This window comes from Demequina subtropica, assembly GCF_000971235.1.
GTDB classification, from domain to species: Bacteria; Actinomycetota; Actinomycetes; order Actinomycetales; family Demequinaceae; genus Demequina; species Demequina subtropica.
On sequence record NZ_BBMB01000012.1, the window covers coordinates 82,685 to 109,669 of the forward strand.

Sequence of the window (26,985 nt, forward strand, 5' to 3'; positions counted from 1 at the left end):
ACGTGGCCGGAACCGTTGCCAACCCCATCGGCATCACCAACCCGCCGATCGACGAGCTGCTCGCCAAGGTGGACTCGAAGTACGCCCTGGTGATCTACGCGTCCAAGCGCGCCCGCCAGATCAACTCGTACTACGAGGCGCTGGGCGAGGGCCACTTCGAGAACGTGGGCCCGCTCGTCGAGGCCGACACCACCGACAAGCCGCTGTCGGTCGCGCTGCGCGAGCTCAACCAGGGCGACCTGCTGGAGCTCGGCGACTCCGGCGAGCAGGAGTAACCCACCCCGTGCGCGTCCTCCTGGGCGTCACCGGCGGGGTCGCGGCGTACAAGGCCGCCATCGTGCTGAGACGGCTCAAGGAGGACGGTCACACCGTCCGCGTGGTCCCCACGGCTGCCTCGTTGCAGTTCGTGGGGCGCGCGACGTGGGAGGCGTTGTCGGGCCTCCCCGCCACGACGGACACCTTCGACAACGTCCCCGCGGTCGAGCACGTGCGGCTCGGCCAGCAGGCGGACCTCGTGCTGGTCGCGCCCGCGACCGCCGACTTCCTCGCGCAGCTCGCCCACGGCGAGGCTCGCGACCTCCTGGGCAACGCCCTGCTCGCGACGCGGGCCCCCGTGGTGGTGGCGCCCGCGATGCACACCGAGATGTGGGAGCAGGCCTCGACGCAGGCCAACGTCGCGACGCTGCGCTCCCGTGGGATCACGGTCATCGAACCCGCGGTCGGTCGGCTCACGGGTCCCGACTCGGGACCCGGGCGCCTTCCCGAGCCCGAGGACATCGTCGCGGCGGCCTACGCCGTGGTCGGCGGGGGACCCGTGCCCGCCGGCTCATCGTCCGCCCCTTGGGGCGACCTCGCCGGCGTGCGCGTCATCATCTCCGCCGGGGGGACGCGCGAGCCGATCGACGCCGTCAGGTACCTGGGCAACCGGTCCTCGGGCCATCAGGGCTTCGCGCTGGCGGAGGCGGCGCGGGAACGCGGCGCGGACGTGACGGTGGTCGCGGCGAACGTGACGCTCCCGCTGAGCGAGGGCGTCGCGCGCATCGACGTCGAGACGAGCGTGGAGCTCGCCGATGCCGTGCGCGAGGCCGCCGCCGAGGCGGATGTGGTGATCATGGCCGCGGCGGTCGCCGACTTCCGACCGCGCGAGGCCTCCACCACCAAGATCAAGAAGGACGGCAGCGGGACGCTGTCGCTCGAGCTCGTCGAGACCGAGGACATCCTCCGGTCCCTGGTGCTCGCGCAGGTGCCCGGCCGCACGGTCGTGGGCTTCGCCGCGGAGACGGGCGACGATGCCGCCTCCGCCCTCGAGCACGCGCGCGCCAAGGCGCGGCGCAAGGGAGCCGACCTGCTCGTCTTCAACCCCGTGGGCGGCGGCCGCGGCTTCGGCGACGTCCCGAACGAGCTGACGATGCTCGACGCGTCGGGCGAGGAGCTCGCCCGGGCGGCGGGCAGCAAGCTCGCCGTGGCGCATGCGGTGCTCGACGCGGTGGCGCGGCTCCGAGGCTGAGCGTCTCCCCGGGGCTATGATCCCGGCATCTACCTGGGGGAGCAGCGATGATCCATGGACAGCAGCCTGCCGCGCATCACGGCGAGGGCGCCCTCGACCCGGCGTTCGCCGCGCTGACCGCCGGAGGCGACGGACTCGACGACGTCCGTCCGCACCGCACGTGGATCGCATTCGTCACGATGGCGGTGGTGGTCCTGGGCGCGCTCCTGGGCTGGCGGCTGATCACGGGCGGCGAGGCGGACGCGCGCGCCGAGGCGGCATCCGATGGCATCGTCCTCGTCGCGCCCGAGAGCGCCCGGGTCCAGATCGACGCGGTGGGGGACGGGTACCACGTGTGCGTCTACACGGGCACGGGCGACTCCGGAGACTTCGCCGAGACCGACGACCTCTGCGAGATCGGCCCGTACACGTACCGCGTGGTCCCGACCACGGCGAGCGAGGCAGCGAGCTGGGACGCGTACCCCGATGCGGTGGATGGGCTCACCCTGCGCTGGGACCCGGAGGCCGTGCCCGACCCGCTCCTCGTGGTCGACACGGGCGACAGGGTCTGGCGCGTGGCGTCCGAGACGCGTGACGACGACGCGGCCGGGAGCTTCTCGCTGCTCCTGGGCACGGTCACCTTCGAGGCGGCCGGGTAGTCGCACCCCGCCATTACGATGTCCCGCATGACCTCCCTCAGGCTGTTCACCTCCGAGTCCGTGACCGAGGGTCACCCCGACAAGATCTGCGACCAGGTCTCCGACGCGATCCTGGACGAGATGCTCCGTCAGGACCCGCTGTCGCGCGTCGCGGTCGAGACCATGGTGACCACGGGGCTCGTGCACGTCGCCGGTGAGGTCACCACCGAGGCGTATGTCGACATCCCTGGAACCATCCGCGGCGTGGTCAACGACATCGGCTACACGTCGTCCCATGTGGGCTTCGACGGCGACTCGTGCGGCGTCTCGGTGTCGATCGGCGAGCAGTCGCCCGACATCTGGATGGGCGTGGGCAACGCGACGGACTCGGCGGACCACGAGCTCGGCGCGGGCGACCAGGGCCTGATGTTCGGCTACGCGTGCCAGGACACCCCCGAGCTCATGCCGCTGCCCATCCACATGGCGCACGCCCTTACCGGGCGCCTCGCGGAGGTGCGCCGCTCCGGGGAGGTCGCCGGGCTGCGTCCCGACGGCAAGGCGCAGGTGACCATCGGCTACGACGGCGAGCGCGCCGTCTCGGTGGACACGGTCGTCGTGTCGACCCAGCACGCGGAGGAGTTCGCCACCGCGGACCTGCGGGCCGCCGTCGAGGAGCTGGTGATCGCCCCGGTCCTCGCACGCTACGAGCTCGACGCCTCCGCGCACCGCTCGCTCATCAACCCCACCGGTCGTTTCGAGATCGGCGGGCCCAAGGGTGACGCGGGCCTCACGGGCCGGAAGATCATCGTCGACACCTACGGCGGCATGGCGCGCCACGGCGGCGGCGCGTTCTCCGGCAAGGACCCGTCGAAGGTCGACCGCTCGGCCGCGTACGCGATGCGCTGGGTCGCCAAGAACGTGGTGGCCGCCGGTCTGGCCGACCGCTGCGAGGTCCAGGTCGCGTACGCGATCGGCACCGCGCATCCCGTGGGCCTGTACGTGGAGACCTTCGGGACCGCGACGGTGGCAGAGGACCGCATCGTCGCCGCGATCCGCGACGTCTTCGACCTGCGTCCCGGCGCGATCATCGAGGCGCTCGACCTGCGCCGCCCGATCTACCGCCAGACGGCCGCGTACGGGCACTTCGGCCGCGAGCTGCCCGACTTCACGTGGGAGCGCACCGACCGCGCCGCCGATCTCGCGAGCGCGGCGCGATAGCCGCGCTGCTGCCCCGCACTGTCGCGCGCGTCTGCGTCGACAGCGAGCTGCCGCACCTCGACAGGCCCTTCGACTACGAGGTGCCGGAGAAGCTGCTCGCCACCGTCGCCGTGGGCTCGCGCGTGCGCGTGCGCTTCAGCGGGCGCCTGCTCAACGGCGTGGTGATCGCGCTGGACGACGACAGCGACTTCGAGGGCACGCTTCTTCCGCTCCACTCCGCCTCGGCGGTTCCCTCGTACACGCCGGAGTCCATCGTCTTCGCGGAGCAGGTGGCCCGGCGCTACGGCGGCAGCCTGTGGGACGTGCTCCGCCTCATGGCCCCGCCTCGGGTCGCCGGGGTCGAGAAGCGCGACTGGTCCACGGTGGAGCACGACGAGCAGGCCTTCGCCGAGGCTCACGCGACGCTCGCGCCCGCCGCGGCGCAGGTCTCCCTTCCCGACGATGCCGTCGCGCGAGGCGCCCGGATCGTCTGGGAGGCGGTGCCCGACCCGTCCCGCCGCCACGGGCTGCCGATCGACGCACTGCTCGCGCCCGCCGTGGCCGTGGCCTCACGAGGCCTGTCGTCGCTGGTGATCCTTCCCGACGCGCGCGCGGTCGCGGCGGCCTCCGACGCGTTGGAGCGCGCGGGGCTCGCACGCTGGACTGCCCGCTCGGGCGGTCACTTCGCGGTGCTCCACGCGGACGACGGCTCGTCCGTCCGGTTCGGCTCCTATCTCGCGGCCCTCCAGGGCCACGCGCGCATCGTGCTCGGGACACGCCCGGTCGCCCTCCAGCCGGTGCCGGCGCTCGGGCTGATCGTCATGTGGGACGAGGCCTCGCCGGTCTACGACGATCCCCACGCGCCGTATCCGCACGCGCGCACGCTGGCCGCGATGCGGGCGGACGAGGCCGGCGCCGGCGTGCTCCTCGCCTCGTACGCGCCGAGCGTCGAGGCGATGTCGCTGGTCGCGCACGGCTGGGCCGAGCGTGCGGGCGTGCCGCGCGGCGAGGTGCGCAGCGCGACGCCCCTGGTCACCGTGGTGGACGATGCGCGGCGGGAGGCCGAGGGCGCCTCGGGCTGGCACTGGATGCCGGCCTCGGTGTGGCGCCGGGCGCGCGCGGCGCTCGAGCACGGGCCCGTCGGCATCATGGTCCCGCGCGCCGGCTACGTGCGGGCCACGGCCTGCGCCCGATGCGGCGAGTGGGCCGCGTGCCCGACCTGCGACGGGCCCCTGCGCCGGGACTCCGCCGCCGACCCGCTGCGGTGCGGCGAGTGCGGCGCCGAGCATCCGCACTGGCACTGCTCCCAGTGCGGCTCGCCGGCGACCAAGCAGCTGCGGCAGGGCGTCGAGCGGATCGCGGAGCAGGTCACCGCGATGGCGCCCGGGGTCCCGGTGACCCTGTCCGCCGGCGCGGTCGGCACCGTGCCCGACGGTCAGGTCTCGGAGGGGATCGTCGTCGCCACCCCGGGGGCCCTGCCGGCGGTCGTCGGCGGCTACGCGCGCATCGTCATCGTCGGCGCGGACGTACCGGCGGGAGGCGCGCTCGGCGCGGAGCTCCAGGCGCTGCGCTGGTGGCTGTCGGTCGCGGCGCTCGCGCGCCCTCGCGGCGACGGGGGAGAGGTGCTCGCGGTGGGCGAGCTGCCGCCCGCCGTCCGTGAGGCGCTGGTCGGGTGGTCCGCCGGCGACTCCGCGTGGGAGGCCTACCTCGAGCGTGCCGACCTCGCCCTCCCGCCGTACCGGCGCGCGATCCGGCTCTGGGGGGAGCGGCCCGTGCTGACGCTCGCGCTGTCCGAGACCGTCGAGGGGGAGCGCCTCGAGCGCCACAGGGACGTGGCGGTCGTCGACGCGAAGGGCGGTGTCACGCTGCTGGTGACGCGCAGGGCCGCGCAGGCCGTGGTGGACGTGCTGCGCCGCCGGCAGCAGGAGTTCTCCAAGGCCGGCGACGGCGAGCTGCGCATGCGGGTCGACGCCCCGCTGGAACCCGTGTCCTGAGAGCCGCCCCTAGACTGGTCCGATGCGCCTGATCTTCGCCGGAACGCCCGAGATCGCCGTCCCGACGCTGGCCGCCCTCGAGGATGCGGGCCACGAGATCGTGGCCGTCCTGACCCAACCCGACGCGCGCGGCAAGCGTGGTCGCACGCTCCATCCGTCGCCCGTCAAGGAGTACGCGCTCGAGCGCGGCCTCGACGTATGGACGCCGGAGAAGGCCTCCGCGCCCGAGGTGGTGGCCCGCGTCAAGGAGCTCGAGGTCGACGCCGCCGCGGTGGTGGCGTACGGGCAGATCCTGCGCCCGCGGCTGCTCGAGGCGGTGCGCCTCGCGTGGGTGAACCTGCACTTCTCGGTGCTCCCCACGTGGCGGGGTGCCGCCCCGGTGCAGCGCGCGATCATGGCCGGCGACGAGGTCACGGGCGCGAGCACGTTCGTCATCGAGAAGGGGCTCGACACCGGGCCGGTGATCGGCACGCTGACCGAGCGCATCCGCGTCACCGACACCGCGGGCGACCTCCTCGAGAGGCTCGCCCGGCTCGGCGCGCCGCTCATGGTGCAGTCGCTCGAGGCGCTGGACTCGGGCGTGGCCCGACCCGCCGCGCAGAGCGGCGACGACGTCAGCTACGCGGAGAAGCTCACGCGCGAGGACGCCTATGTCCGCTGGGACCTCGCGGGGCACCTCGTCGACCGCCGCATCCGCGGGTGCACGCCCGCGCCGGGCGCCTGGACCACGCTCCCCGACGGCTCGGTCGCCAAGCTCGGCCCGGTGTCGCCGCGGCCGCAGCGCGCCCGCACCGTTCCGGGGCAGCTCCGCGAGGAGGCAGGCGAGGTGCTCGTCGGCACCGGCACCGAGCCGGTCGCGCTCAGCTGGATCGCTCCCGCGGGCAAGAAGCCGATGGACGCCGCGGCCTGGTGGCGCGGCGCACGCCTGGGCGAGGGCGCCCAGCTGGGGGAGGCATGAGCCGCGCACGGGACGTCGCCTACGACTGCGTGATGGCGGTCTCGACCGAGGGCGCGTACGCGAACCTGCTGCTCCCTTCGCTGCTCGAGAAGGCAGGGCTCGAGGGGCGCGACGCCGGCTTCACCACCGAGCTCGCGTACGGAGCCCTGCGCATGCGCGGGCTGTACGACGCGATCATCGGCAAGGCCTCGGGCCGCGACCCGCGCGACCTCGATCCCGAGGTGCGCGTCGCGCTGTGGCTCGGCACGCATCAGGCGATCGCCATGCGCGTCCCCGCGCATGCCGCCGTGAACGAGACGGTCGACCAGGTCCGCCGCGAGCGCGGTGCGGGTGCCGCCAAGTTCGCCAACGCGATCATGCGCCGCGTGACCGAGCGGGACGCCGAGGGCTGGCTCGCCGCGGTCGCCGCGGGCGACTCGCGCGCGGCGGTCGCCACGCGCCATTCGCACCCGGAGTGGGTGGTGCGGGAGCTCGAGGAGGCGCTCGCCGCCGACGGGCACGGGGGAGAGGTGACCGCGCTCCTCGAGTCGGACAACTCGCCGGCGCGCGTCACGCTCGTGGCGCGACCCGGGCTGATCGACCGCGAGGAGCTGATCCAGCAGGCTGGCGGCGAGGCCGGCGAGTACTCGCCGTACGCGGTGGTGCTGCCCGGCGGGCGTCCCGGCGACCTCGAGGCGGTGGCCGACGCCACCGCGGCGGTGCAGGACGAGGGCAGCCAGGTGGTCGCGGCCGCCCTGGCGTATGCGCAGCCGGTCGAGCCCGGCGAGCGCTGGCTCGATCTGTGCTCGGGTCCGGGAGGCAAGGCGGCGCTGCTCGGTGCGCTCGCCGCGGACGGAGCCGCGACGCTCGACGCGGTCGAGCTGCACCCCCACCGCGCGGACCTGGTGCGCCGCTCGACGCGTGCCGTTCCCGAGGGCGTGGTCACCGTGCATACCGGTGACGGGACCACGTGGGGCGAGGACGAGGCGTACGACCGCATCGTCCTCGACGCGCCGTGCTCGGGGCTGGGCGCGCTGCGTCGCAGGCCCGAGTCGCGCTGGCGGCGCCAGCCCGAGGACCTCCCCGAGCTCGTCGACCTCCAGAAGGCGCTGCTCGCCAACGCCGAGCGGCTGCTCGCCCCGGGCGGGCTGCTCGCCTACATCACGTGCTCGCCGGTCCTCGCCGAGACGCGCGAGATCGTGGCCGGCACCACGCTCCGTCAGCTCGATGCGCGCGACGCGGTCGCCGCGGTGACCGGCACCGTGCCCCGCATGTGGGGCGAGGGGCCGCACGTCCAGCTCTGGACGCACGTGCACGGCACCGACGCGATGTTCCTCGCGCTGCTGGAGAAGCCCCTCAGCTGAGACGCGGATCTGGGCCGCCGCGGTCACGGCTAGGCTCGTCGCATGGCCATCCAGATCGCGCCGAGCATCCTGTCCGCCGACTTCGCGAACCTCGAGCGGGACATCCTCGAGGTCGCCGACGCGGACTGGCTGCACGTCGACGTGATGGACGGGCACTTCGTGCCCAACATGACGCTCGGGCTGCCCGTGGTCGAGCGCATCGCGCAGGTCTCGCCGCTGCCCATCGACGCGCACCTCATGATCGACGACCCCGACCGCTGGGCGCCGCGCTACGCGGAGGCAGGAGCCGCATCGGTGACGTTCCACCTCGAGGCGGCGCGGGACCCGCGCGCGATCGCCGCGGACCTCCACAGCCTGGGCAAGCGGGCCTCGTGCGCCATCAAGCCCGGCACCCCGGTGGAGGACGTGCTGCCGCTCATCGACACGCTCGACATGGTGCTCGTGATGACCGTGGAGCCGGGCTTCGGCGGCCAGTCCTTCATGGCGGACATGGTGCCCAAGCTGACGACGCTGCGGGCAGCCGCCGAGGCCGCCGGGCGGGACCTCCGGCTCCAGACCGACGGCGGCATCGCTCGCGCCACGATCGGCACCGTGGTCGAGGCCGGCTGCGACGTGGTGGTCGCCGGCTCCGCGATCTACGGCGCCCCGGACCGGGCCGGTGAGATCGCCGCGCTGCGCGAGCTCGCGGAGGCGGTGCACCATCACGCGTGAGGCCGCCGGCGCCGACGCGGTGCATCTCGCCCGCGCGGTGGAGCTCGCGGCGCGCGGACCTGCGCACGGCCCCAACCCGCGTGTGGGCTGCGTCATCGTCGCAGCCGACGGCACGATGCTGGGCGAAGGCTGGCATCGCGGCGCGGGGACCCCGCACGCCGAGCCCGCCGCGCTCGCCGATGCGCGCGAGCGCGGGCACGACGTGGCAGGCGCCACCGCGTACGTGACCCTCGAGCCGTGCAGCCACACGGGCCGCACGGGGCCGTGCACCGACGCGCTGGCCGCCGCGGGCATCGCGTCGGTGCGTTTCGCGGTCGAGGACCCCAACCCTCAGGCGGCCGGAGGCGGCGAGGTGCTGCGGGGTCGCGGCATCGACGCCCGCCATGCGGCCTACGCGCCCGCCGCGGCGCTCAACCGGCGCTGGCTCGGCGCGGTCGAGCAGGGCCGCCCCTGGGTGATCGTGAAGTGGGCGCAGACGCTCGACGGCCGCACCGCCGCCCAGGACGGCACCAGCTTCTGGATCACGGGCGAGGAGGCGCGGGCTCACGCCCACGGCGTGCGTGCCGAGGTCGACGCGATCCTGGTGGGCACGGGGACGGTCGTCGTCGACGACCCGTCGCTCTCGGCCCGACCTCCCCACATCGAGGACCCCCACCAGCCGTTGCGCGCGGTGCTCGGGCTACGCGACACGTTCGGGGCCAAGGTGTGGCGCGACGACAACGCGATCGCCATCCGCTCCCACGACCCCCACGAGGCGCTCGCCGCGCTCGCCGCGCGCGAGGTGCGTACCGTGGTGGTCGAGGGAGGGGGCACGGTCACCACCGCGTTCCTGCGCGCGGGCCTCGTCGACGAGGTCCACGCCTACATCGCCCCGGCCATCCTGGGCGCCGGGACATCGGCCGTGGGAGACCTGGGAATCGGGACGATGGGCGGGGCGTTGAGGGGGCGGGACGTGACCGCGACCGCCCTGGGCGTCGATACGCTGGTCACCGCCTTCTTCCAGAGAGGACCGCAGTAGATGTTCACCGGCATCGTCGAGTCGCTCGGCACCGTCACCTCCGTGACCGGCACCGACGCGACCGCACGGCTCACCATCGAGGCCCCCGGCCTCACCGATCTTGTCCACGGCGAGTCGATCGCCGTCCAGGGCGTGTGCCTCACCGTCGCGACGCACGAGGGCAGCACCTGGACCGCTGACGTCATGCGCGTCACGCTCGAGACCACCGCGCTCGGCGACCTCGCGGCGGGCTCGCAGGTCAACCTCGAGCGGGCGACCCCCGCGGGCGGGCGCCTCGGCGGCCACATCATGCAGGGCCACGTGGACGGGGTCGCGACGCTCGTGACGCGCGACTCGCAGCCCGAGTGGACCGACCTCACGTTCGAGATCCCGGCCGAGCTCACCCGCTACGTGGTCCGCAAGGGGTCGATCGCTCTCAACGGCGTGTCCCTCACGGTCGCCGAGATCGACGATGCGCGGGTGACGGTCTCCCTCATCCCGACCACCCTGGCGGAGACGACGTTCGGCTCCATCGAGGTCGGCGCGCGCGCCAACGTCGAGGTCGACGTCGTCGCGAAGTACGTCGAGAAGCTCGTGGCGGCGCACGCATGAGCGTGGACGTGATCGCGCTCGTCGAGCAGGCGCTGGCGGACATGAGGGACGGCAAGCCCGTCCTCGTGTCCGACTCACGCGACCGCGAGGACGAGGCGGACTTCATCATGGCCGCCGAGACCGCGACCGCGGACTGGATCGCCTGGGGCATCCGCCACTCGAGCGGCTACCTGTGCGCGCCCATGCCGACGGAGCGCGCCGACTCGCTCAACCTGCCCCTCATGGTGCCCTCGAGCCAGGACCCGCGCCGCACCGCGTACACGGTCTCGGTCGACGCGGCCGTGGGCGTCACCACCGGCATCTCGGCCGCCGACCGCACCACCACCCTCAAGGTGCTCGCGAACCCGGACGCGACCGCGGAGGACCTCATCCGACCCGGTCACGTGCTGCCGCTGCGCGCGGTGCCCGGGGGCGTCCTGCATCGTCCCGGCCACACCGAGGCGTGCGTGGACCTCGCCCGTCTGGCCGGCCTCGAGCCCGTGGGCGTGATCGGCGAGATGGTCAACGACGACGGCACCATGATGCGCCAGGGCGACGCCTCGGCGATCGCCGCGCGCGACGGGCTGACGTTCCTCACCATCCAGGACCTCATCGAGTACCGGCGAGCGGTGGGCGACCTCGCACCGCCGATCGCCCCCCGCCCCGAGCGCGTGCTGCACCAGGGCGAGGCCCGCCTGCCCACGCGGCATGGCGAGGTCACCATCCACGCCTACCGCGACGCGCGCACCGGCGACGAGCACGTCGCGCTGGTGGTCCCTCCGAAGCCCGGCACCGTCCCGTACGTGCGCGTGCACTCCGAGTGCCTCACCGGCGACGCGTTCGGCTCGCTGCGCTGCGACTGCGGCCCTCAGCTCGACGCCGCGATCGCGCGGATCGTCGAGGACGGGGGAGCGGTGGTGTACCTGCGCGGGCATGAGGGACGCGGCATCGGCATCGCGGCGAAGGTCCAGGCGTACGGCCTCCAGGACCAGGGCTACGACACCGTCGACGCCAACACGCACCTGGGCCTGCCGGTCGACCGCCGCGAGTACGGTGCGGCGGCATCGATCCTTCACGACCTGGGCCTCATGCAGATCCGCCTGCTCACCAACAACCCGGCGAAGGTCGAGGGTCTGCGCGCGTCCGGCATCGAGTGCATCGAGCGCATCCCGCACCGTGTGGGCGCGCATCCGGAGAACGAGAGCTACATCCGCACGAAGGTGCTGCGGATGGGACACCTGTGGGGAGACAACTCATGAGCGGTGCAGGAGCGCCCACCGTCGAGGTCGACGCGTCGGGCATGACGGTCGAGATCGTCGCGTCCTCGTGGCACACCGAGGTCATGGACGGGCTGGTCGCGGGCGCGATCCGGGCCGCCGAGGCCGCGGGCGCCTCGTATCGCGTCACGCGCGTGCCGGGGGCGTTCGAGCTCCCCGTGGTCGCCGAGGCGCTCGCGCGGAAGGGCGCCGATGCGATCGCGTGCCTGGGCGTGGTGATCCGCGGCGGCACCCCGCACTTCGAGTACGTGTGCGACGCGGTCACCCGCGGGCTGACCGATGTGGCGCGCACGCACGCGACGCCGGTCGGCTTCGGCATCCTCACCACGGACGACGACGCGCAGGCGCTCGACCGTGCGGGACTGCCCGGCTCGAGCGAGGACAAGGGCGCCGAGGCGGTCGAGGCCGCCCTCGCGACCGCGGTCGTCCTGCGCGGCCTGTAGGGGCCGCGGCGCCCCCCGATCTGGGGGCTTGCAGCGGACCTGCCTCCGTGGTCGGGTACGCCTGTGGAGACCATGGCGCACGGCGCGGCGGACAACCTCGAGCAGAGGCGGGCGTCGGCGCGCGTGCTGGACATCGCGCACGTCCTCGCGCTCGGCTCCCTGCTGATCGGCATCCTCTACGTGCTCGCGTCGCCCTGGGTCCTGCTGGCGGGCCTGGGCTCCGCCATGACCGAGGGCGGGAACCCGCTGTCGATCGTGGAGCTCGCGGGGTGGGTCGTCATCCCCGGCACGGTCGCGGTGGCGGCGATCGGCTTCTCGATCGCGGCGCACCTGCGACGCGCGCGCTTCGCCGCGGACGAGCTCGCGATGATGCTCGGCGGCTGGACGGCGCGCTCGCTCCTCCTGTCGGTCATCGGGACCGCGCTCATGGGCGTCCCGTGGGCCTGCATGGTCGTCCTCGTGCTCCGCGACGGCCTTCGCTGAACCGCGGCGTCGAGGCCGGTCCGCCACGCCGGGACCGATAGGCTGGCGGACGTGAAGACGTTCGAGAGCCTGTTCGAGGAGTTGCAGCGCCGCGCCGTGGAGCGGCCCGAGGGTTCGAGCACCGTCAAGATGCTCGACAAGGGCGTCCATGCGATCGGGAAGAAGCTGGTCGAGGAGGCCGCCGAGTCCTGGATGGCCTGCGAGCATCAGACGGACGAGGAGGCTGCCGAGGAGATCTCGCAGCTCCTGTACTGGGCCCAGGTGATGATGGTCGCCAAGGGCCTCACGCTCGACGACGTCTACAAGAACCTTTGAGGAGAGAAGTGCTCCGCATCGCCGTGCCCAACAAGGGCTCCCTGTCCGAGCCCGCCGTCCAGCTGCTCAAGGAGGCGGGCTACCAGCAGCGTCGCGATCCCCGCGAGCTGGTGCTGGTCGACGAGCGCAACAACGTCGAGTTCTTCTTCCTGCGCCCGCGCGACGTCGCCGTCTACGTGGGCGCCGGGACCGTGCACGCCGGCATCACGGGACGCGACCTGCTGATCGACTCGGGTGCCGACGCGGTCGAGCACCTCGAGCTCGGCTTCGGCGGCTCGACCTTCCGCTACGCGGCCGAGCCCGGCGTCGCATCGTCCATCGCGGACGTCGACGGCAAGCGGGTCGCGACGTCCTACCCGCGCCTGGTCGAGCAGCACCTCGCCTCGCACGGCGTCACCGCGACCGTGGTGCGCCTCGACGGCGCGGTCGAGTCCTCGGTGCGCCTGGGTGTGGCCGATGTGGTGGCGGACGTCGTGTCGACCGGCACCACGCTGCGGGCTGCGGGCCTCGAGATCTTCGGCGAGCCCATCCTCGGCTCCGAGGCGATCCTCATCCGCGCGCAGGACGCGCCGGTCGAGGACATCGCGATCCTCACGGGCCGCCTCCGCGGCGTGCTCACCGCGCGCAAGTTCGTGCTGGTCGACTACGACGTTCCCGCGGACAAGCTCGACGAGGCCATCGCGGTGAGCCCGGGCTTCGAGGCTCCCACCGTGACGCCCCTGCACGGCTCCGACTGGCACGCGGTCCGCGTGATGATCCCGCGCAAGGAGATGAACCACATCATGGACGCGCTGTACGCCGTGGGCGCGCGCGCGATCCTCACCACCGAGCTGCTCGCGGTCAGGGTCTGATGCCGGTCGAGAAGGCGCAGCGCCTGCTCAACCTCATCATCGGGCTGTCGAGCACGCGTCACCGCCTCACGCGGGACCAGATCCGCGACACCATCGAGGGCTACGAGCCGCTGCCGTACGGCGCGGACGAGGAGGCACGTCGCAAGGCGGACGCGAGCTTCGAGCGCATGTTCGAGCGCGACAAGAAGCAGCTGCGCGAGCTCGGGGTCCCGATCGAGACGGTCGAGGACCCGGTGCACGGGGACGAGATCGGCTACCGCATCCGGCCCGCCGAGGCGGCGATGCCGGCGCTCGACCTCACCGCCGCGGAGCTGGCGGTCGTGTCGATCGCGACCGACTACTGGCGTGGCGCGGTCCTCGGGGGCGATGCGCATCAGACCGTGATGAAGCTCGCCTCGTCGGCGGAGCACGGCCCGCGCGTGGAGCTGCCCTTCGCGGCCCTGCCGGCGGTGGCCAACGATGCGTTCGGGTCGCTCGTCGAGGCGGTCGCGGACCGCCAGACCGTGCGGTTCGAGTACTCCTCGGTGAGCTCGGGCGCGGGGACGCGCACCATCGACCCGTGGCGCGTGGTGCTGCGTGCCGGCATCGCATACGTGATCGGCTTCGACCGGGACCGCGAGGAGCCGCGCACGTTCCGCGTCCAGCGCATCGGCGGCAAGGTACGACCGGTCGGCGAGCCCGGGGCCTACGCGATCCCCAAGGACATCCCGCTGGGCGCGCTCGCCGAGAGCGGCGATGTCGCGACCGCGCGCATCGCCCTGCGGCCCGAGTCCGCCCACGCCCTGCGTCGGCGCGGGACGCCGGTGGGCGCGGAGGAGGGCTGGGAGCTCTACGACGTCGACTACGCGCACGCGGATGCGCTCGTGGCCGAGGTGCTGGCGCTGGCCGGCGGGGCGCGCATCGTCGCCCCCGCGCCGCTCGCCGACGCGGTGATCAAGGCCGCGACCGCGGCGCTGGAGGTGGAGCGTGGCTGAGCAGGCGACCGATCGGCTGGTGCGGATGCTCGGCATCCTCACGTACGTCGAGCGTCACGGCGACACGCCGTTCTCGGAGCTGGCCGAGCACTTCGGCGTCACCGTCGCCCAGGTGCGCAGCGACATCAACGCGCTCTGGGTGGCGTCGGAGCCGGGCGACTCGTGGCTGCCCATCGACTTCTCGGCCGACGCCTTCGACCAGGACATCGCGTCGCTCGTGCGCAACGACGGGGTCACCCAGGTGCGCCTGTCGCCGCGCGAGGCGGTCGCGCTCGTGGGGGCGCTGTCGACGATGCGCGGCGCGGGTGCGCTCCCGGAGGCGGGCACGCAGCTGCTCGAGAAGCTGCGCGATGCTCTCGCGGAGCCCGTCACCGTCGTCGGTGACGATCAGGTCGGGCCGGAGATCCGTGAGCCGCTCGTCGAGGCGATCGACCGCTACCGGCGCGTCGAGATCGAGTACGTCGACGCGATGGACCGGCGCTCGACGCGCGTGGTCGACCCGCACCGCCTCGTGGTCATCGACGGCCACGCCTACCTCGAATGCTTCTGCCGCCGCGCGCAGGACTACCGCGTGCTGCGGCTCGACCGCATCGCCTCGGCGACCGTCCTCGACGGGGCGATCGAGCATCCGCCCACGGACTCCGCGGGCTTCTCGCTCACCCCGGCCTTCCGGGCGACGGTGACCGTCGGGCGTGCGGGCCGCTACGCGGTCGAGGACATGCCGGGCGTGGTCATCGAGGACGCGGACGATGCGGTGGTCGCGACCTTCGACGTGGTCGACGCCGCCTTCGTGGCCGGGCGGCTGCTCGCGGTCGCCCCGCACCTGCGCTCGGTCTCACCTCGGCGACTCGCCGACGCGCTCGAGCGCCAGGCGAAGGCTGTGCTCGACGTCCAGCGATAGACTGGTCATCAGTCACCGCCTCGAAGGAGCACATCGCCTCATGCCTGGTCGCAACGAGCTCATCATCGTCCTCGTCATCATCCTGCTGCTGTTCGGCGCCCCGAAGCTGCCTCAGCTCGCGCGCTCCCTCGGGCAGTCGATGAAGATCCTGAAGGACGAGACGAAGGGCCTGCGCGACGACGAGAAGGCCGACGCGCCCGCCGACGGCACCAAGGAGACCCCGAGCGAGAAGCCCGCGAACTCGTCCTCGGACGAGCCGCGTGACGCCGAGAAGTAGCAGCGCGCGTCGGGGCAACCCCGATGCACGCATGCCCCTCGCCGATCACCTGAGGGAGTTCCGCAAGCGGGTGGTGCTGGCCGCCGCCGGCATCGCCACGGGAATGGTGATCGGCTGGTACCTGTACACCCCGGTGTTCGAGGCGTTGCAGAAGCCTGTCCTGGCGGCCGCGGAACGCGATGACGCCATGGTGACGGTGAACTTCGCCGGCATCGCCACGGCTCTCGACATGCAGATCAAGATGTCGCTCGTGCTGGGCATCGTGGTGAGCGCCCCGTGGTGGCTCTATCAGCTGTGGGCCTTCGTCGCTCCGGGTCTCCACCGGCGTGAGAAGCGCTACACCTTCGCGTTCCTCGGCGCGGCCGTGCCGCTGTTCTTCGGCGGCGTCGCGTTCGGGTGGCTCGTGTTCCCGCGTGCGATCAGCGTCCTCACGGGATTCACGCCTGAGGGCGCCGCGAACTTCCTCGACGCGCAGCTCTTCATGACCTTCGCGATGAGACTCATCCTCGCGTTCGGCCTCGCGTTCGTGTTCCCCGTGGTGATGGTGATGCTCACCTGGACCGGGCTGGTCAAGGGCAGGACCTGGCTGCGTGGATGGCGCTGGGCGGTGTTCCTCATCTTCGTCGCCGCGGCGATGCTGACCCCCACGCCCGACGCGGTGACGATGCTCTTCATGGCCGGTCCGATGGTGCTGCTGTACTTCACCGCGGTCGGCATATGCCTGTTGCGGGACCGCCGCCGGTCGAAGAAGGAGGCCAGCCTCGCGTGAGGACCATCGGCATCATCACGAATCCGACATCGGGGTCGGGACGTGGGGCTCGACGAGGAGCCGAGGCCAAGGCCGCGCTCGCCGCGGGCGGGCATCACCTGATCGACCTGTCGCGTGGCTCGTGGGCCGCGTCGTACGAGGCCGCGATGGCGCATCGTGACGCGCTCGACGCCCTGGTGGTGGTCGGGGGTGACGGCATGGCGCACCTGGGCCTCCAGGTGTGCGCCGAGCATTCGCTGCCGCTCGGCATCGTCGCCGCGGGCTCGGGCGACGACATCGCGGCGGCCGTGGGGCTCCCGCGCCACGACATCGCGGCGTCGGTCGCGCGCATCGAGGAGGGGCTGCGCGGCGCGACGGTCGCTCTCGATGTGGGCAAGGCGGACGGCGCCGCGATCGAGGAGCCGTGCCGGCCCCGCTACTTCGGCGCGGTCCTGTCGGCGGGCCTCGATGCGGCCGTCGCCTCGTACGCCCGCGCGATCACGTTCCCGCGTGGACCGCTCAAGTACAAGGTGGCGACGATGCGGGAGGTGCCGCGCTTCCGCCCCTACGGGGTGCGGATCACGGCAGACGGGCGCGAGTGGACGCAGACGTGCACGCTCGTGGCCGTCGCCAACGCGCGCATCTTCGGCGGCGGGCTCGTGATCTCGCCCGAGTCGCACGTGAGCGACGGTCGGCTCGAGCTGGTGACCGCCGAAGCGATGGGAAAGCGTGACATCGCGCGGCTGTTCGCCAAGCTCAAGGACGGCAGCCACTCGACGGACCCGCTGGTGACCATCCAGCAGGTCGACTCGGTGACCATCGTGCCCGACTCCTCGGGCGCCGCGCTCCCGCCCGCCTTCGCCGACGGCGAGCTGGTCGGCGCGACCCCGCTCACCATCACCGCGGTGCCCGGCGCGGTCACCGTCCTGGGCGGGCTCGCACAGTAGCCTGACGGCATGACCACCCCCGCCGAGCGCTACGCGGCGGCGCGTGCCCGCACGCGTCACGCCGACCTCGTCGAGTTCGAGGAGGCGCTGTCCTTCCCGCTCGACCCCTTCCAGCGCGAGGCGTCCCAGGCGGTCGCGGACGGGCACAGCGTGCTGGTCGCCGCGCCCACCGGCGCCGGCAAGACGCTCGTCGGGGAGTACGCCGTCCGGCACGCGTTCCGCAACGGCGAGAAGGCCTTCTACACCACCCCCATCAAGGCGCTGTCGAACCAGAAGTTCCACGACCTTCAGCGGGCCTACGGAGACGAGAACGTCGGGCTCCTCACCGGCGACACCACCATCAACCCCGACGCGGACATCATCGTGATGACCACCGAGGTGCTCCGCAACATGATCTACGCGGGCTCGAGCACCATCGACCGCCTCGGCGTGGTGGTGCTCGACGAGGTCCACTACCTCGCGGACCGCTTCCGCGGCTCGGTGTGGGAGGAGGTGATCATCCACCTCCCCGAGCGGACGTCGATCATCGCGCTGTCCGCGACCGTGTCCAACGCCGAGGAGTTCGGCGCTTGGCTGCGCGAGGTCCGCGGCGACACCCGCGTGGTGGTCTCGGAGCATCGTCCGGTGCCGCTGTGGCCCCATGTGCTGGTGCGCGAGGGGATCTTCGACCTCTACGCACCGGGCGTCGACCCGCAGGAGCCGGGGCTGACGCCGCGGCTCAACCCCGAGCTCGAGGCGATCGCCAAGCGCTCGCGCCACGAGGGCCCCGGCCGCAGCTCCGGCCGCCCGACCCGGGGCGGCAGGCGTCCCGAGGGCCGCCGCGCGCCGCCGCGCTTCGCGGTGGTCGACGTGCTCGACCAGCAGGCGCTGCTCCCCGCGATCGTCTTCATCTTCTCGCGCGCGGGCTGCGAGGACGCCGCGGACCAGGTACGCGCGGCCGGCATGGTGCTCACCACCGAGGCCGAGCGGCGCGAGATCGCGCACATCGTCGAGCAGCGCTGCGCCTCGATCCCCACCGAGGACCTGGGCGCGCTCGGCTACGCGCACTGGCGCGACAGGCTCGAGGCCGGCATCGCGGCCCACCACGCGGGCATGATCCCGCTGTTCAAGGAGGTGGTCGAGGAGCTCTTCGCCGCCGGCCTCATCAAGGTGGTCTACGCGACCGAGACCCTTGCCCTGGGCATCAACATGCCCGCGCGCTCCGTGGTGCTCGAGAAGCTCGTGAAGTGGGACGGTCAGGGCCACAAGGACCTCACGGCGGGGGAGTACACGCAGCTCACCGGTCGCGCGGGGCGTCGCGGCATCGATGTCGAGGGCCACGCGGTGGTGGTCGAGCACCCCGGCTTCGACGCGACCCAGCTGGGCCGCCTCGCGTCGAGGCGGACCTACCCGCTCATCAGCTCGTTCCAGCCCACGTACAACATGGCGATCAACCTGCTGTCGCAGCTGGGTCTCGAGCGCGCGCGTGAGGTCCTGGAGATGTCTTTCGCCCAGTACCAGGCCGATCAGTCCGTGGTCGGCAAGGCGCGCAAGGCGCGCGAGCTCGAGTCGACGCTCGCGGGCTACGCCAAGGCGGCCGAGTGCGACCGTGGCGACTTCATGGAGTACGCCGCGTTGCGCGAGCGGCTGAACCGCCTCCAGAAGCAGGCCGCGAAGGCGACCACTCGCGCGCGCCAGGAGGCCACCGCATCGTCCCTCGCGGCGCTGCGCATGGGCGACGTGGTGCGTGTCGGAGGTGGCCGCCGGGCGGGCCTCGCGACGGTGGTGCAGCCCGACGACAACCCCGTCGCGCCGCGTCCGCTGGTGGTCACCGAGCACGCGCGCGTGCATCGGCTCGCGGTGTCCGAGCTCCACCACGGGCTCGAGACCGTGGGCGCGGTCAAGGTCCCGCGGCGGTTCGACGCGCGCAACGCGCGCAGCCGGCGCGAGCTCGCCCAGGTGATGGACGATGCGCGGGGCGGCTTCGAGCTGCGGCGCACGCGGCAGCGCAACCCCGAGGCCGCCACGAACGAGGCCGCGGAGCTCGAGGTGCGGCGCCGCATGCGCGAGCACCCGTGCCACCAGTGCCCCGACCGGGAGGCGCACGCCCGGTGGGCCGAGCGCTACCACCGGACGATGCGGGACAAGGACCGCGTGGTCGGCGAGATCCAGCGCGCGACCGGCTCGATCGCGAAGGTCTTCGACCGCCGGCTCGCGATCCTCACCGCGCTCGGGTACGTCGAGGAGGTCGACGGCCGGCCCGTGCCGACGAGCGCGGGCGAGATGATGCGACGCCTCTACGCGGAGAACGACATCGTGATCGCCGAGGCGCTCCGGACCGGGGCATGGGAGGGGCTTCACCCGCCCGCGCTCGCCGCCGCCGTCTCGACGCTCCTGTACCAGGGCCGACGCGAGGACGAGGCACGCGCACCGCACGTGCCGGGCGGCCCCTCGGGCGTGCTGGGAACGGCGCTCAAGGACACCGTGCGGCTGTGGTCGAAGATCGACGACATGCAGCGCGAGAGGGGCCTGCCGGACCTGCCCGCGCCGCACTGGGGGATCGTGGGTCCCATCCACGGCTGGGCGCAGGGCAAGGGGCTCGACGCGGTGCTGCGCGGTCAGGAGCTCGCGCCCGGCGACATGGTGAGGTGGTGCAAGCAGGTGATCGACGCGCTCGACCAGATCGCCGATGTCGCCCCGAGCGCCCACGTCCGGGCCGCGGCCGTGAGCGCGATCAAGGCGATGCGCAGGGGAGTGGTGGCGTATTGATGCCACCCGGCACCCTTAGGCTTGGCAGGTGCTGACCGGACTGAGGAACCTCCTGCTGGCGATCGCCGCGGGAGCCGGTCTCAACCTCGCGTTCCCCGACACGTCCTGGTGGTACCTCGCCCCGGTGTCGGTCGCGGTGCTGTGGTGGGCGCTCGAGCGCGCCGCGGCGTGGAGCGCGCTGGCCATCGGCTGGGCGTACGGCCTCGCGTTCATGCTGCCTCACCTGTGGTGGGCGGACTACGCGGTGGGACCGATCCCGTGGATCGCGCTCAGCGTCGCGGAGGGTCTCGCGTGGGGCCTGCTCGGCATCGGATGGGCCCACGTGCGCCGCTCCGGGATGCTCGACGGGCACCGGTGGGCGGCCGCGCCGACCTTCGCGCTCATCTGGGTGGGCGTGGAGCAGCTGCGGGGCATGGTGCCGTTCGGAGGCTTCCCCTGGGGGCGCATCGGCTACGCGCTCGTCGACGCGCCGGTGGCCAGGCTCGCGTGGCTCGGCGGCGTGCCGCTCGTCTCGTTCGCCGTGGTGCTCGCGGGCGCGCTGCTGGGGCTCGCCTGGGAGTCGGCGCGCACGCGTCACGTGGTGACGGCGGCATCCGCGCCGGTGCTCGCGCTCGCCATCCTCGCTGCGGGTTACCTGGTCCCGCTCGACAGCCAGGCCCAGGCCGGGACGATGCGCGTGGGTGCGGTGCAGGGCAACGTCCCGGACCGCGGTCTCGACTCCTTCTCGCAGGCGCGCGAGGTCACGCAGAACCATCTCGCCGAGACCCTGCGGCTCGCCGCGGACGCCGCGTCCGACCCGGTCGACCTGGTGGTGTGGCCCGAGAACGCCGCGGACATCGATCCGCGCGTCGACGCCGAGACCATGGAGGCGGTGCAGGAGTCGATCGGGGCGACCCGCGCGCCCCTGCTGCTCGGGACGGTCGACTACACGCCCGTCGAGGGGCGCTACAACACCATGCTCGCGTTCGATGCAGCCGGAGCGCTGGTCGACACCTACTCGAAGCAGCGGCCGGCGCCGTTCGCGGAGTACATCCCGCTGAGATCGATCGCGCGCCAGGTCGCGCCCATCGTGGACCAGGTCACGGACATGCTCGCTGGCGTGGGCGTCGCCACCGTCGAGGTGCCCATCGAGTCGCTCGAGAGGTCGGTGCGCATCGCGACCCCGATCTGCTTCGAGGTCGCGTACGACTCGATCGTGCGCGAGGCCGTCGCCGCGGGAGCCGAGCTGCTCGTCGTGCCGACCAACAACGCGACGTTCGGGCGCACCGCCGAGAGCACCCAGCAGCTCCAGATGACGCGCATGCGCGCGATCGAGTCGGGCCGCTGGGCCGTGCAGATCTCGACGGTCGGCGTGAGCGCCGTGGTGGATCCGAGCGGGCACGTGGTCGAGTCCACGGAGCTCTTCGAGGCGGAGCACATGATCGCCCGCGTCGGGCTGCGCACCGAGGTGACCCCCGCCGTGCATGCCGGCTGGTTCATCGGGTGGGCGTTCCTGCTGCTCCCCGTCCTGATCGTCGGCCTCGCCGTGCGCAGCCGCATCGCAAGGAGGTACGACTGGTGACCGCGGCCCTCGTCATCATCCCCACGTACAACGAGCGCGAGTCGCTGCCCCGGCAGCTGGACGCGGTGCTCGCCGCGGCCCCCGACGTCGACGTCCTGGTGGTCGACGACGGCTCGCCGGACGGCACGGGGGAGTGGGCGCAGCAGCGCTCTCTCGCCGACCCGCGGGTGCACGTGCTCCTCCGCGCCGCGAAGAACGGCCTGGGCGCCGCGTACCTCGCGGGCTTCGCGTGGGGCCTCGAGCGCGGGTACCCGGCGCTGTGCGAGATGGACGCGGACGGCTCCCACCGAGCCGTCGACCTGCCTGCCCTGCTCGAGCGATGCGGCAGTGCGGACCTGGTGATCGGCTCGCGGTGGGTCCCCGGCGGCAGCGTGGTGAACTGGCCCTGGCATCGTCGGGTGCTGTCGGTCGGGGCGAACACGTACGTGCGCCTTGCGCTCGGCATCTCCGTGCACGATGCGACGGCCGGCTTCCGGGTCTACCGCGCCGACCTGCTGCGCGGGCTCGGTCTCGCGGACGTCGAGTCTCAGGGGTACTGCTTCCAGGTCGACATGGCGTGGCGAGCGCTGCGGGCGGGTGCGAGCGTCGTCGAGGTGCCCATCACGTTCGTGGAGCGCGAGGCCGGGCAGTCGAAGATGTCCGGCGCCATCATCCGCGAGGCCCTGGTCAAGGTCACCGTGTGGGGCGCCGCGCATCGTCTGCGGCAGCTCGCGGGGCTGTTCCGCCGACGGGCATGACGAAGGGCCCGGCGATCACCGGGCCCTTCGTGACGTTCTCGGCTCAGCGGCGGCTGGCGCGGAGCACCTCGAGCCGCTCCTCGAGCAGCTCCTCAAGCTCCGGGATGGTGCGCCGCTCGAGCAGCATGTCCCAGTGGGTGCGCTGCGGCTTGATGTCCTTCTGCTCGGGCCGGTCGCCGTCGCGCAGGAGCGCGAGCGCTCCGCAGTGGCACTCCCAGGAGAGCGGGACGTCGGCCTCGACGGAGAAGGGCATCGCGAGCACGTGCCCGTTGGGACAGTCGTAGTGCACCTCGACGCGCTCGGCGAGCTCGGCGTGGTGGATCGACTCCATGGACTGGGTGCCCAGTCGCATGCCTCGAAGCGCGCGGTCTGCCATGGCGTCCTCCTTCCGGCAGGTGGGGGTCACCTGCACATGCACAGAACGAACGTTATTGCACAGTTGTTCCGCCGTCGCGGCGAGGACCGGCGGCGAACTGCCTGATCGGGTGGATGACCGGGCCGAAACGGACCGGGGTCTCGATTGGGTGGCCACTGAGTGCCGAAATTGAGGGATTGTGAGATCATCCACGCCGCCGTCACGGCCGTGCGGGCGGGCAGCGGCGCGTGATTTCTGAGGGGTTGTGACAAGCGCCATACCGCGCCTCTGAAAATACCTTGAAATTGCCCCGATAAACTTCTAACACCGCTGGTAAGTCACGCTATTGAAGTGCCGCAAACCGACTTGCGGTGTAGATATCACGGTGATATCCACCAAGGGTTTTCGCGCCTAATCTCGCCGGCATGCCGACGCCGAAAGCCTCCCACCGCACGGGACCCGCGCCCGCAGCCGCGCGTGGCCTGCAGCTCGCTCTCGCCGCGCTGCTCGCGACGCTCCTGACCGTGGTGCTCGCGCCCCCGAGCACCGCCGCGTACGAGCTGGGCGGATCGCCTCATCAGCCCACCGGGACAGCGTCGGCCCGCACCGCGGTCGTCATGGAGGACGCGGCGCGCATGACGCAGCCCCGTAGCTGGGCGACCCAGAAGGGCGCCTACCGCAAGGGCCGCACCCTGACGCTCTCATGCTCCGTGCAGGGCAGCAGCATGTTCGGACGGGGGAGTGCGAACATCCCGGGCGCCTTCAGCCGGCTCTGGTACCGCACGACCGACGGCTACTACGTGGCCGACGTGCACCTCGACACGGGCAGCAACTCGTCCGTCACAAAGTCCTGCACGTCGGTGTCATCGAATATCACCGTGACCACCACCGCGTGGCAGGGGATCACGTCCAAGCGCACTGGGACACGCGTCGCGATCCATACCAAGAACCCGACCAACGGGACTGCGGTGAGGACGCAGCGCGCGAACAGCAGCCGCACGGCTCAGAAGTTCCGCTTCATCCGCGACGAATTCGGCACCTACCGCATCGTCACCGCGTTCAACCCTAACCAGGTCGTCACGGTCGGCGGATCGACGACGAAGTCGACGGCCCGATCCGCGGTCGTCATGCGACGATGGGCGGGCAGCCAGTCGCAGCGATGGGTCGTGCGCCGTGTGGGAACCTCGAAGTATGTGACCCTGCGACCGCGGTCCAACAGCAACCTGTGCCTGACGGTGCCGGCGAACGGCACCGCGCGGCTGACGGTCGACCGGTGCGGACGGGCCGGCCAGCTCCTCGGGCTGAGCGGCACCGGCATCGCTGGCACGCATGCGAAGTCGGTGACGACGTACTACCGCAACACGTACGGCCGTTCGATCGCCGCACCCGACGGCAGCGACCGCGGAATCTGCCGCTCGCTCACCGAGGACTACCTGGCGCGCGTCTACGGCCTGTCCGTGAGCGGACTCGGCGACTACGTGCCGGGCGGCGGCGACGGCGCGGCGGAGCTCAAGCAGCACGGCCTCACGTGGCGCGCGACGTCAGGTACGCGCGGGCTGCGCACCGGCGACATCCTGGTGTTCCGCTCGACCCGCGCGGGTCAGCCGGGCCATGTCGGCATCTGGGTCAACGGTCGGCTTTATGACCAGAACAACCGTTCGCGTGGATACTTCAGCACGGCACGGCTGTCGCCGTACCCGGTTCCCGGGATGAAGCTCGTCGGATACTGGCGGGCCTGAGCCGCCACCTGCGGAGGTCTTCCCGCAACGCCGATAATGCGCATTATGTCATTCTGAGTGCGGATGACGCCGGAAGGGGTGCTCCCCGACCGATCCCTGACAACCGCGTTGACGCCGCGTCAGTCGATCGACGCCCAGACGATGCCGATCGCGATATCGATCGCGCCCAGGATCATCCCGGCCAGCGCCTTGCCCGGGGCGAATCGCTCCCAGTCGCGCTCCGTGCGGCCCCGATAGCCCACGATGATCGCGATGACCCCGAACGGGACGTTGAAGAAGAACAGCCCGATGATGCCGAGCACCAGCGCGTTGAGTCCCACGCTCGGCGCCCTCACGCCGCCGATGCGGCCGGGCTTGGCGGCGGCCGCGGCGTCGCCGTGCTCCTCGGTCGTCGGTGCTTCGTTGCCCATCGACGGCTCCCTCTGCGTTGGATGACGGCCCGCTGCGGCCGGACGCGTGAACGCTACACGGACCAGGACTCCGCGCCGTGTCACGACGCGAAGGCGCACCCCACTCGAACCCATGAGGCTGCGGATCGCTCGAGGAGCACCCCGTGGTGGGGTTCACCCTCATATCTACCAGGGATGTCATAACGGTCCGACGCCTGGGCGGGAGCCCCTCCCCCACGGCCGCCACGCCGCAATCCCGGCGTTATGCCTGGTACGTCGCATGCGGCGGTATCCTGGTCCCACCGGCGCACCCGCGCGCACCACCCTGAGAAGGCTGGAGGAGATGGCGATGACGGTACTCGACGAGGCCCTGGCGGGACCCGATGGAGCCTCTGCGGAGGTGGTCGACCTCGCGTCCCGGTGGCGGGAGCACGATGCGCAGTTCAAGACCGCGCGCTCCCAGGCGCCCCGCACGGACTCGGCCCTGCTCATCGATCGCGGCAGCCGCGTGGTGCTGACCGCGCCGCATGGCACGCGCCACTACCGCGCGGGCGCGATGAAGCAGGCCGACCTCCACACCGCCTCCCTCACGCTGCTCGCCGGCGAGGTCGCGCACGTGTCCGCGGTGGTCTCGGCCGGCGCTCGATCCGAATGGGAGACGTGGGACGAGCGCGACGACGAGTTCAGCCGTCACCTGCGCGAGCTCGGCGATCCTGCGCGCATGCTCATCGACATCCATGGCATGGGCGACCACCATGGACCCGACTTCTGCCTGGGCACGGGGCCTCGACCGGGCGCCCTCGAGGAGGCCGCGGTGGAGATCCTCCGCGCCGAGCTCGCGCCGTTCGAGATCGCGGTCGACTCCCCCTTCGATGCGAGCCCGCACTACACCGTCACGAGCCTGGCCCAGCGCCACCTCGACCTCGCAGGCCTCCAGATCGAGGTGGCGGCGCGCTGGCGCAGCATCCACGACGATGCGGCCGCCCCGGCGGTGGCCGCGCTCACGCGGGCCCTCACGGCGGTCGAGGACCACCTGCGCGCGGCGGCGTGAGCGCTCGCTACCCTGAGACGATGCGCCGCCTCATCCTCGTCGCCGTGACCGCCCTGACCGTCGCCGGCTGCGCGGGCACGCCTGCGTCGGAGCTCGGCCCGGAGGTATCCGAGCGCCTCGACGCGCTCGATGCGGCCGTAGCCGACTGGGCGGACGCATCGTCCCTCGAGGAAGCACAGGGGGCCGCCGAGACCGCCCGGAACCTCGTCGTCGGGCCCGATGGCCCGCTGTACGGGGACGCCGACGGCGACGGGGCCATCGGGGGCGAGTCCGCGCAGGGCCTCCTGCCCGGGTTGGACGGCTCCCCCGGACTCGCGGTCGAGCCCGCGCTCAACGCGTGCGTCGAGCGGGACGTGCTCGGCGGATCCTGGGAGCAGCCTCAGCAGCGGTGGGACGAGGCCCTCGCCGCGATCGACGCGTGGGCGCCGGGCAACAACACGTTCCCGTCGCTCCCCTCGCATCCGCAGCGCACCGTCGGCTGGGCGACGCTCACGCTCGCGACGGAGGACCTCGACGAGGCGCTCGAGTACGCGGGCCACGCGCGGCTGCATGTCGACGTGACGCGAGCCTCCTTCGAGGAGTGCGACTCCTAGCCGACGGCCTTTCCGGCATCGCGTGCCTGGTGCGTTGGTCCCTGGCGCGCGGAAGCGGACATTCGTTATCTTCTGGGCATGCCTCTCGACACCGATCAGGACTCCCCCGCCGATGCCGCTCTGCGGGCGCTCGCCGCATCGGCGGCCGATGCGTCACCCGCCTTGCTGGCGACGCTGGCGGCCGATCCGGAGGCCCGCGTGCGCCACGCGGCCGTGCGCCACCCGGCGCTGCCGCCCCGCGCGATGCTCGAGACCGTGCGCTTCGCCGACGCGGCCACGTGCGAGATGCTCGGAGAGAACCCGGCCGCGCCCGTCGCGATCGTGAGGCTCCTCGCGTCGCACCTTGCGGAGGAGGTGCGGGTCGCGGTCGCGCGGCACCCGCGCCTCGACATCACGACGCTCGAGCGCCTCGCGGCCGATCCCTGCGGCATGGTGCGCGCGGTCGCCGACGCGGTGCTGAGCCGAAGGCTCGCGGGCACCGCGCCGGCCTGAGCCCCAGGGAGGCCGCCGCGTCAGCGGTGCTTGCGGTGATGGTTCTGGATGGCCACCGTCACGGTTCCCCCGATCCCCGCGAGGACGAGGGCGATCATGAGGTAGAAGCCGGGCTCGAAGGAGCCTGCGGCGGCGCTGAGGGTGGATGCGGACGCCAGGGTGACGGTGAACATGAACTCTCCGTTGAGT

The 26,985-nt window shown here is 72.5% G+C and carries 30 protein-coding genes; 27 read left to right on the forward strand and 3 right to left on the reverse strand.

The window, feature by feature from the left end:
- Positions 1 to 2 precede the first annotated feature (2 nt).
- From rpoZ to AOM06_RS11805, 23 genes are all read left to right on the forward strand, one after another.
- Positions 3 to 275, forward strand: coding sequence for a DNA-directed RNA polymerase subunit omega (gene rpoZ / locus AOM06_RS11695; RefSeq protein ID WP_062306255.1), 273 nt, complete (start codon positions 3 to 5; stop codon positions 273 to 275).
- A gap of 8 nt (positions 276 to 283) precedes the next feature.
- Positions 284 to 1,507, forward strand: a complete 1,224-nt coding sequence (gene coaBC, locus AOM06_RS11700) for a bifunctional phosphopantothenoylcysteine decarboxylase/phosphopantothenate--cysteine ligase CoaBC (protein WP_062306258.1) — start codon at positions 284 to 286, stop codon at positions 1,505 to 1,507.
- Positions 1,508 to 1,554: 47 nt separating this feature from the next.
- Positions 1,555 to 2,145: a hypothetical protein gene (locus AOM06_RS11705; protein ID WP_062306261.1), complete on the forward strand. Its 591-nt coding sequence runs from the start codon at positions 1,555 to 1,557 to the stop codon at positions 2,143 to 2,145.
- A gap of 27 nt (positions 2,146 to 2,172) precedes the next feature.
- Positions 2,173 to 3,342, forward strand: coding sequence for a methionine adenosyltransferase (gene metK / locus AOM06_RS11710; protein ID WP_062306264.1), 1,170 nt, complete (start codon positions 2,173 to 2,175; stop codon positions 3,340 to 3,342).
- Positions 3,294 to 5,315, forward strand: a complete 2,022-nt coding sequence (locus tag AOM06_RS11715; RefSeq protein ID WP_062306267.1) for a primosomal protein N' family DNA-binding protein — start codon at positions 3,294 to 3,296, stop codon at positions 5,313 to 5,315. Before metK ends, AOM06_RS11715 begins: the two co-directional genes overlap by 49 nt.
- Positions 5,316 to 5,337: 22 nt before the next feature.
- Positions 5,338 to 6,273, forward strand: a complete 936-nt coding sequence (gene fmt, locus AOM06_RS11720) for a methionyl-tRNA formyltransferase (RefSeq protein WP_062306270.1) — start codon at positions 5,338 to 5,340, stop codon at positions 6,271 to 6,273.
- The gene (locus AOM06_RS11725; RefSeq protein WP_062306273.1) at positions 6,270 to 7,616 is read left to right on the forward strand and encodes an RsmB/NOP family class I SAM-dependent RNA methyltransferase; all 1,347 of its coding nucleotides are present in this window, start codon (positions 6,270 to 6,272) and stop codon (positions 7,614 to 7,616) included. Before fmt ends, AOM06_RS11725 begins: the two co-directional genes overlap by 4 nt.
- 42 nt (positions 7,617 to 7,658) lie before the next feature.
- Positions 7,659 to 8,327 (forward strand): ribulose-phosphate 3-epimerase, encoded by a 669-nt coding sequence (gene rpe, locus AOM06_RS11730; RefSeq protein WP_062306276.1) that lies wholly within the window; start codon positions 7,659 to 7,661, stop codon positions 8,325 to 8,327.
- A gap of 19 nt (positions 8,328 to 8,346) precedes the next feature.
- Positions 8,347 to 9,345, forward strand: coding sequence for a bifunctional diaminohydroxyphosphoribosylaminopyrimidine deaminase/5-amino-6-(5-phosphoribosylamino)uracil reductase RibD (gene ribD / locus AOM06_RS11735; RefSeq protein ID WP_228372943.1), 999 nt, complete (start codon positions 8,347 to 8,349; stop codon positions 9,343 to 9,345).
- Positions 9,346 to 9,936, forward strand: a complete 591-nt coding sequence (locus AOM06_RS11740; RefSeq protein WP_062306280.1) for a riboflavin synthase — start codon at positions 9,346 to 9,348, stop codon at positions 9,934 to 9,936.
- Positions 9,933 to 11,174 carry a GTP cyclohydrolase II gene (gene ribA, locus AOM06_RS11745; protein ID WP_174447472.1) on the forward strand — a complete coding sequence of 414 codons (1,242 nt, stop codon included), beginning with the start codon at positions 9,933 to 9,935 and terminating at the stop codon, positions 11,172 to 11,174. The genes AOM06_RS11740 and ribA overlap by 4 nt, the downstream gene beginning before the upstream one ends.
- A complete protein-coding gene (gene ribH, locus AOM06_RS11750) occupies positions 11,171 to 11,635 on the forward strand; it encodes a 6,7-dimethyl-8-ribityllumazine synthase (RefSeq protein ID WP_062306284.1) in 465 nt (154 codons plus the stop codon). Before ribA ends, ribH begins: the two co-directional genes overlap by 4 nt.
- A 63-nt stretch (positions 11,636 to 11,698) precedes the next feature.
- Positions 11,699 to 12,118: a hypothetical protein gene (locus AOM06_RS11755; RefSeq protein WP_156163689.1), complete on the forward strand. Its 420-nt coding sequence runs from the start codon at positions 11,699 to 11,701 to the stop codon at positions 12,116 to 12,118.
- A gap of 51 nt (positions 12,119 to 12,169) precedes the next feature.
- Complete coding sequence (locus tag AOM06_RS11760; protein WP_062306290.1) at positions 12,170 to 12,433, forward strand: phosphoribosyl-ATP diphosphatase; 264 nt, start codon at positions 12,170 to 12,172, stop codon at positions 12,431 to 12,433.
- An 8-nt stretch (positions 12,434 to 12,441) separates the two neighbouring features.
- Positions 12,442 to 13,284: an ATP phosphoribosyltransferase gene (gene hisG / locus AOM06_RS11765; protein WP_062306293.1), complete on the forward strand. Its 843-nt coding sequence runs from the start codon at positions 12,442 to 12,444 to the stop codon at positions 13,282 to 13,284.
- Positions 13,284 to 14,258 carry a helix-turn-helix transcriptional regulator gene (locus tag AOM06_RS11770; protein WP_062306296.1) on the forward strand — a complete coding sequence of 325 codons (975 nt, stop codon included), beginning with the start codon at positions 13,284 to 13,286 and terminating at the stop codon, positions 14,256 to 14,258. Before hisG ends, AOM06_RS11770 begins: the two co-directional genes overlap by 1 nt.
- Entirely contained in the window at positions 14,251 to 15,159 is a 909-nt protein-coding gene (locus tag AOM06_RS11775) for a helix-turn-helix transcriptional regulator (RefSeq protein WP_062306300.1), read from the forward strand. Before AOM06_RS11770 ends, AOM06_RS11775 begins: the two co-directional genes overlap by 8 nt.
- Positions 15,160 to 15,199: 40 nt before the next feature.
- Positions 15,200 to 15,436: a twin-arginine translocase TatA/TatE family subunit gene (gene tatA / locus AOM06_RS15180; protein WP_062306303.1), complete on the forward strand. Its 237-nt coding sequence runs from the start codon at positions 15,200 to 15,202 to the stop codon at positions 15,434 to 15,436.
- 31 nt (positions 15,437 to 15,467) lie between these two features.
- Positions 15,468 to 16,205, forward strand: coding sequence for a twin-arginine translocase subunit TatC (tatC, locus tag AOM06_RS11785; protein ID WP_062306306.1), 738 nt, complete (start codon positions 15,468 to 15,470; stop codon positions 16,203 to 16,205).
- Complete coding sequence (locus AOM06_RS11790; RefSeq protein ID WP_062306310.1) at positions 16,202 to 17,131, forward strand: diacylglycerol/lipid kinase family protein; 930 nt, start codon at positions 16,202 to 16,204, stop codon at positions 17,129 to 17,131. Before tatC ends, AOM06_RS11790 begins: the two co-directional genes overlap by 4 nt.
- 9 nt (positions 17,132 to 17,140) lie before the next feature.
- Positions 17,141 to 19,879 (forward strand): DEAD/DEAH box helicase, encoded by a 2,739-nt coding sequence (locus AOM06_RS11795; RefSeq protein ID WP_062306312.1) that lies wholly within the window; start codon positions 17,141 to 17,143, stop codon positions 19,877 to 19,879.
- A 28-nt stretch (positions 19,880 to 19,907) separates the two neighbouring features.
- Positions 19,908 to 21,440, forward strand: a complete 1,533-nt coding sequence (gene lnt, locus AOM06_RS11800) for an apolipoprotein N-acyltransferase (protein WP_062306316.1) — start codon at positions 19,908 to 19,910, stop codon at positions 21,438 to 21,440.
- Complete coding sequence (locus AOM06_RS11805) at positions 21,434 to 22,177, forward strand: polyprenol monophosphomannose synthase (protein ID WP_062306687.1); 744 nt, start codon at positions 21,434 to 21,436, stop codon at positions 22,175 to 22,177. Before lnt ends, AOM06_RS11805 begins: the two co-directional genes overlap by 7 nt.
- A 43-nt stretch (positions 22,178 to 22,220) precedes the next feature.
- Here AOM06_RS11805 and AOM06_RS11810 read toward each other — a convergent pair whose 3' ends face one another.
- The gene (locus AOM06_RS11810; protein ID WP_062306320.1) at positions 22,221 to 22,553 is read right to left on the reverse strand and encodes an RNA polymerase-binding protein RbpA; all 333 of its coding nucleotides are present in this window, start codon (positions 22,551 to 22,553) and stop codon (positions 22,221 to 22,223) included.
- Positions 22,554 to 22,957: 404 nt separating this feature from the next.
- Here AOM06_RS11810 and AOM06_RS11815 point away from each other — a divergent pair, with 404 nt between their 5' ends.
- Entirely contained in the window at positions 22,958 to 24,271 is a 1,314-nt protein-coding gene (locus AOM06_RS11815) for an RICIN domain-containing protein (protein ID WP_062306324.1), read from the forward strand.
- A gap of 119 nt (positions 24,272 to 24,390) precedes the next feature.
- Here AOM06_RS11815 and AOM06_RS11820 read toward each other — a convergent pair whose 3' ends face one another.
- Complete coding sequence (locus AOM06_RS11820) at positions 24,391 to 24,681, reverse strand: hypothetical protein (RefSeq protein ID WP_228372944.1); 291 nt, start codon at positions 24,679 to 24,681, stop codon at positions 24,391 to 24,393.
- 328 nt (positions 24,682 to 25,009) lie between these two features.
- Between AOM06_RS11820 and AOM06_RS11825 the strand changes: the two genes are divergently transcribed.
- The 3 genes from AOM06_RS11825 to AOM06_RS11835 all read left to right on the forward strand — a co-directional run bounded on the left by AOM06_RS11825 (position 25,010) and on the right by AOM06_RS11835 (position 26,796).
- Positions 25,010 to 25,711, forward strand: a complete 702-nt coding sequence (locus AOM06_RS11825; RefSeq protein ID WP_062306326.1) for a hypothetical protein — start codon at positions 25,010 to 25,012, stop codon at positions 25,709 to 25,711.
- A gap of 20 nt (positions 25,712 to 25,731) precedes the next feature.
- Positions 25,732 to 26,304 carry a putative periplasmic lipoprotein gene (locus tag AOM06_RS11830; protein ID WP_156163690.1) on the forward strand — a complete coding sequence of 191 codons (573 nt, stop codon included), beginning with the start codon at positions 25,732 to 25,734 and terminating at the stop codon, positions 26,302 to 26,304.
- Between the two features lie 78 nt (positions 26,305 to 26,382).
- Positions 26,383 to 26,796 (forward strand): hypothetical protein, encoded by a 414-nt coding sequence (locus tag AOM06_RS11835; protein WP_062306328.1) that lies wholly within the window; start codon positions 26,383 to 26,385, stop codon positions 26,794 to 26,796.
- Positions 26,797 to 26,816: 20 nt separating this feature from the next.
- On the opposite strand, the gene AOM06_RS14810 is transcribed toward AOM06_RS11835, so the two are convergent.
- Positions 26,817 to 26,969 (reverse strand): hypothetical protein, encoded by a 153-nt coding sequence (locus AOM06_RS14810; protein ID WP_156163691.1) that lies wholly within the window; start codon positions 26,967 to 26,969, stop codon positions 26,817 to 26,819.
- Positions 26,970 to 26,985 lie beyond the last annotated feature (16 nt).

Excerpts from the sequence above, each read along its gene's own strand:
- AOM06_RS11705 (WP_062306261.1), top strand. The coding sequence starts at position 1,555 with ATGATCCATGGACAGCAGCCTGCCGCGCATCACGGCGAGGGCGCCCTC.
- metK (WP_062306264.1), top strand. The coding sequence starts at position 2,173 with ATGACCTCCCTCAGGCTGTTCACCTCCGAGTCCGTGACCGAGGGTCAC.
- fmt (WP_062306270.1), top strand. The coding sequence starts at position 5,338 with ATGCGCCTGATCTTCGCCGGAACGCCCGAGATCGCCGTCCCGACGCTG.
- AOM06_RS11725 (WP_062306273.1), top strand. The coding sequence starts at position 6,270 with ATGAGCCGCGCACGGGACGTCGCCTACGACTGCGTGATGGCGGTCTCG.
- rpe (WP_062306276.1), top strand. The coding sequence starts at position 7,659 with ATGGCCATCCAGATCGCGCCGAGCATCCTGTCCGCCGACTTCGCGAAC.
- AOM06_RS11740 (WP_062306280.1), top strand. The coding sequence starts at position 9,346 with ATGTTCACCGGCATCGTCGAGTCGCTCGGCACCGTCACCTCCGTGACC.
- ribA (WP_174447472.1), top strand. The coding sequence starts at position 9,933 with ATGAGCGTGGACGTGATCGCGCTCGTCGAGCAGGCGCTGGCGGACATG.
- ribH (WP_062306284.1), top strand. The coding sequence starts at position 11,171 with ATGAGCGGTGCAGGAGCGCCCACCGTCGAGGTCGACGCGTCGGGCATG.
- AOM06_RS11770 (WP_062306296.1), top strand. The coding sequence starts at position 13,284 with ATGCCGGTCGAGAAGGCGCAGCGCCTGCTCAACCTCATCATCGGGCTG.
- tatA (WP_062306303.1), top strand. The coding sequence starts at position 15,200 with ATGCCTGGTCGCAACGAGCTCATCATCGTCCTCGTCATCATCCTGCTG.
- tatC (WP_062306306.1), top strand. The coding sequence starts at position 15,468 with ATGCCCCTCGCCGATCACCTGAGGGAGTTCCGCAAGCGGGTGGTGCTG.
- AOM06_RS11795 (WP_062306312.1), top strand. The coding sequence starts at position 17,141 with ATGACCACCCCCGCCGAGCGCTACGCGGCGGCGCGTGCCCGCACGCGT.
- AOM06_RS11810 (WP_062306320.1), bottom strand. The coding sequence starts at position 22,553 with ATGGCAGACCGCGCGCTTCGAGGCATGCGACTGGGCACCCAGTCCATG.
- AOM06_RS11815 (WP_062306324.1), top strand. The coding sequence starts at position 22,958 with ATGCCGACGCCGAAAGCCTCCCACCGCACGGGACCCGCGCCCGCAGCC.
- AOM06_RS11820 (WP_228372944.1), bottom strand. The coding sequence starts at position 24,681 with ATGGGCAACGAAGCACCGACGACCGAGGAGCACGGCGACGCCGCGGCC.
- AOM06_RS11825 (WP_062306326.1), top strand. The coding sequence starts at position 25,010 with ATGACGGTACTCGACGAGGCCCTGGCGGGACCCGATGGAGCCTCTGCG.
- AOM06_RS11830 (WP_156163690.1), top strand. The coding sequence starts at position 25,732 with ATGCGCCGCCTCATCCTCGTCGCCGTGACCGCCCTGACCGTCGCCGGC.
- AOM06_RS11835 (WP_062306328.1), top strand. The coding sequence starts at position 26,383 with ATGCCTCTCGACACCGATCAGGACTCCCCCGCCGATGCCGCTCTGCGG.
- AOM06_RS14810 (WP_156163691.1), bottom strand. The coding sequence starts at position 26,969 with ATGTTCACCGTCACCCTGGCGTCCGCATCCACCCTCAGCGCCGCCGCA.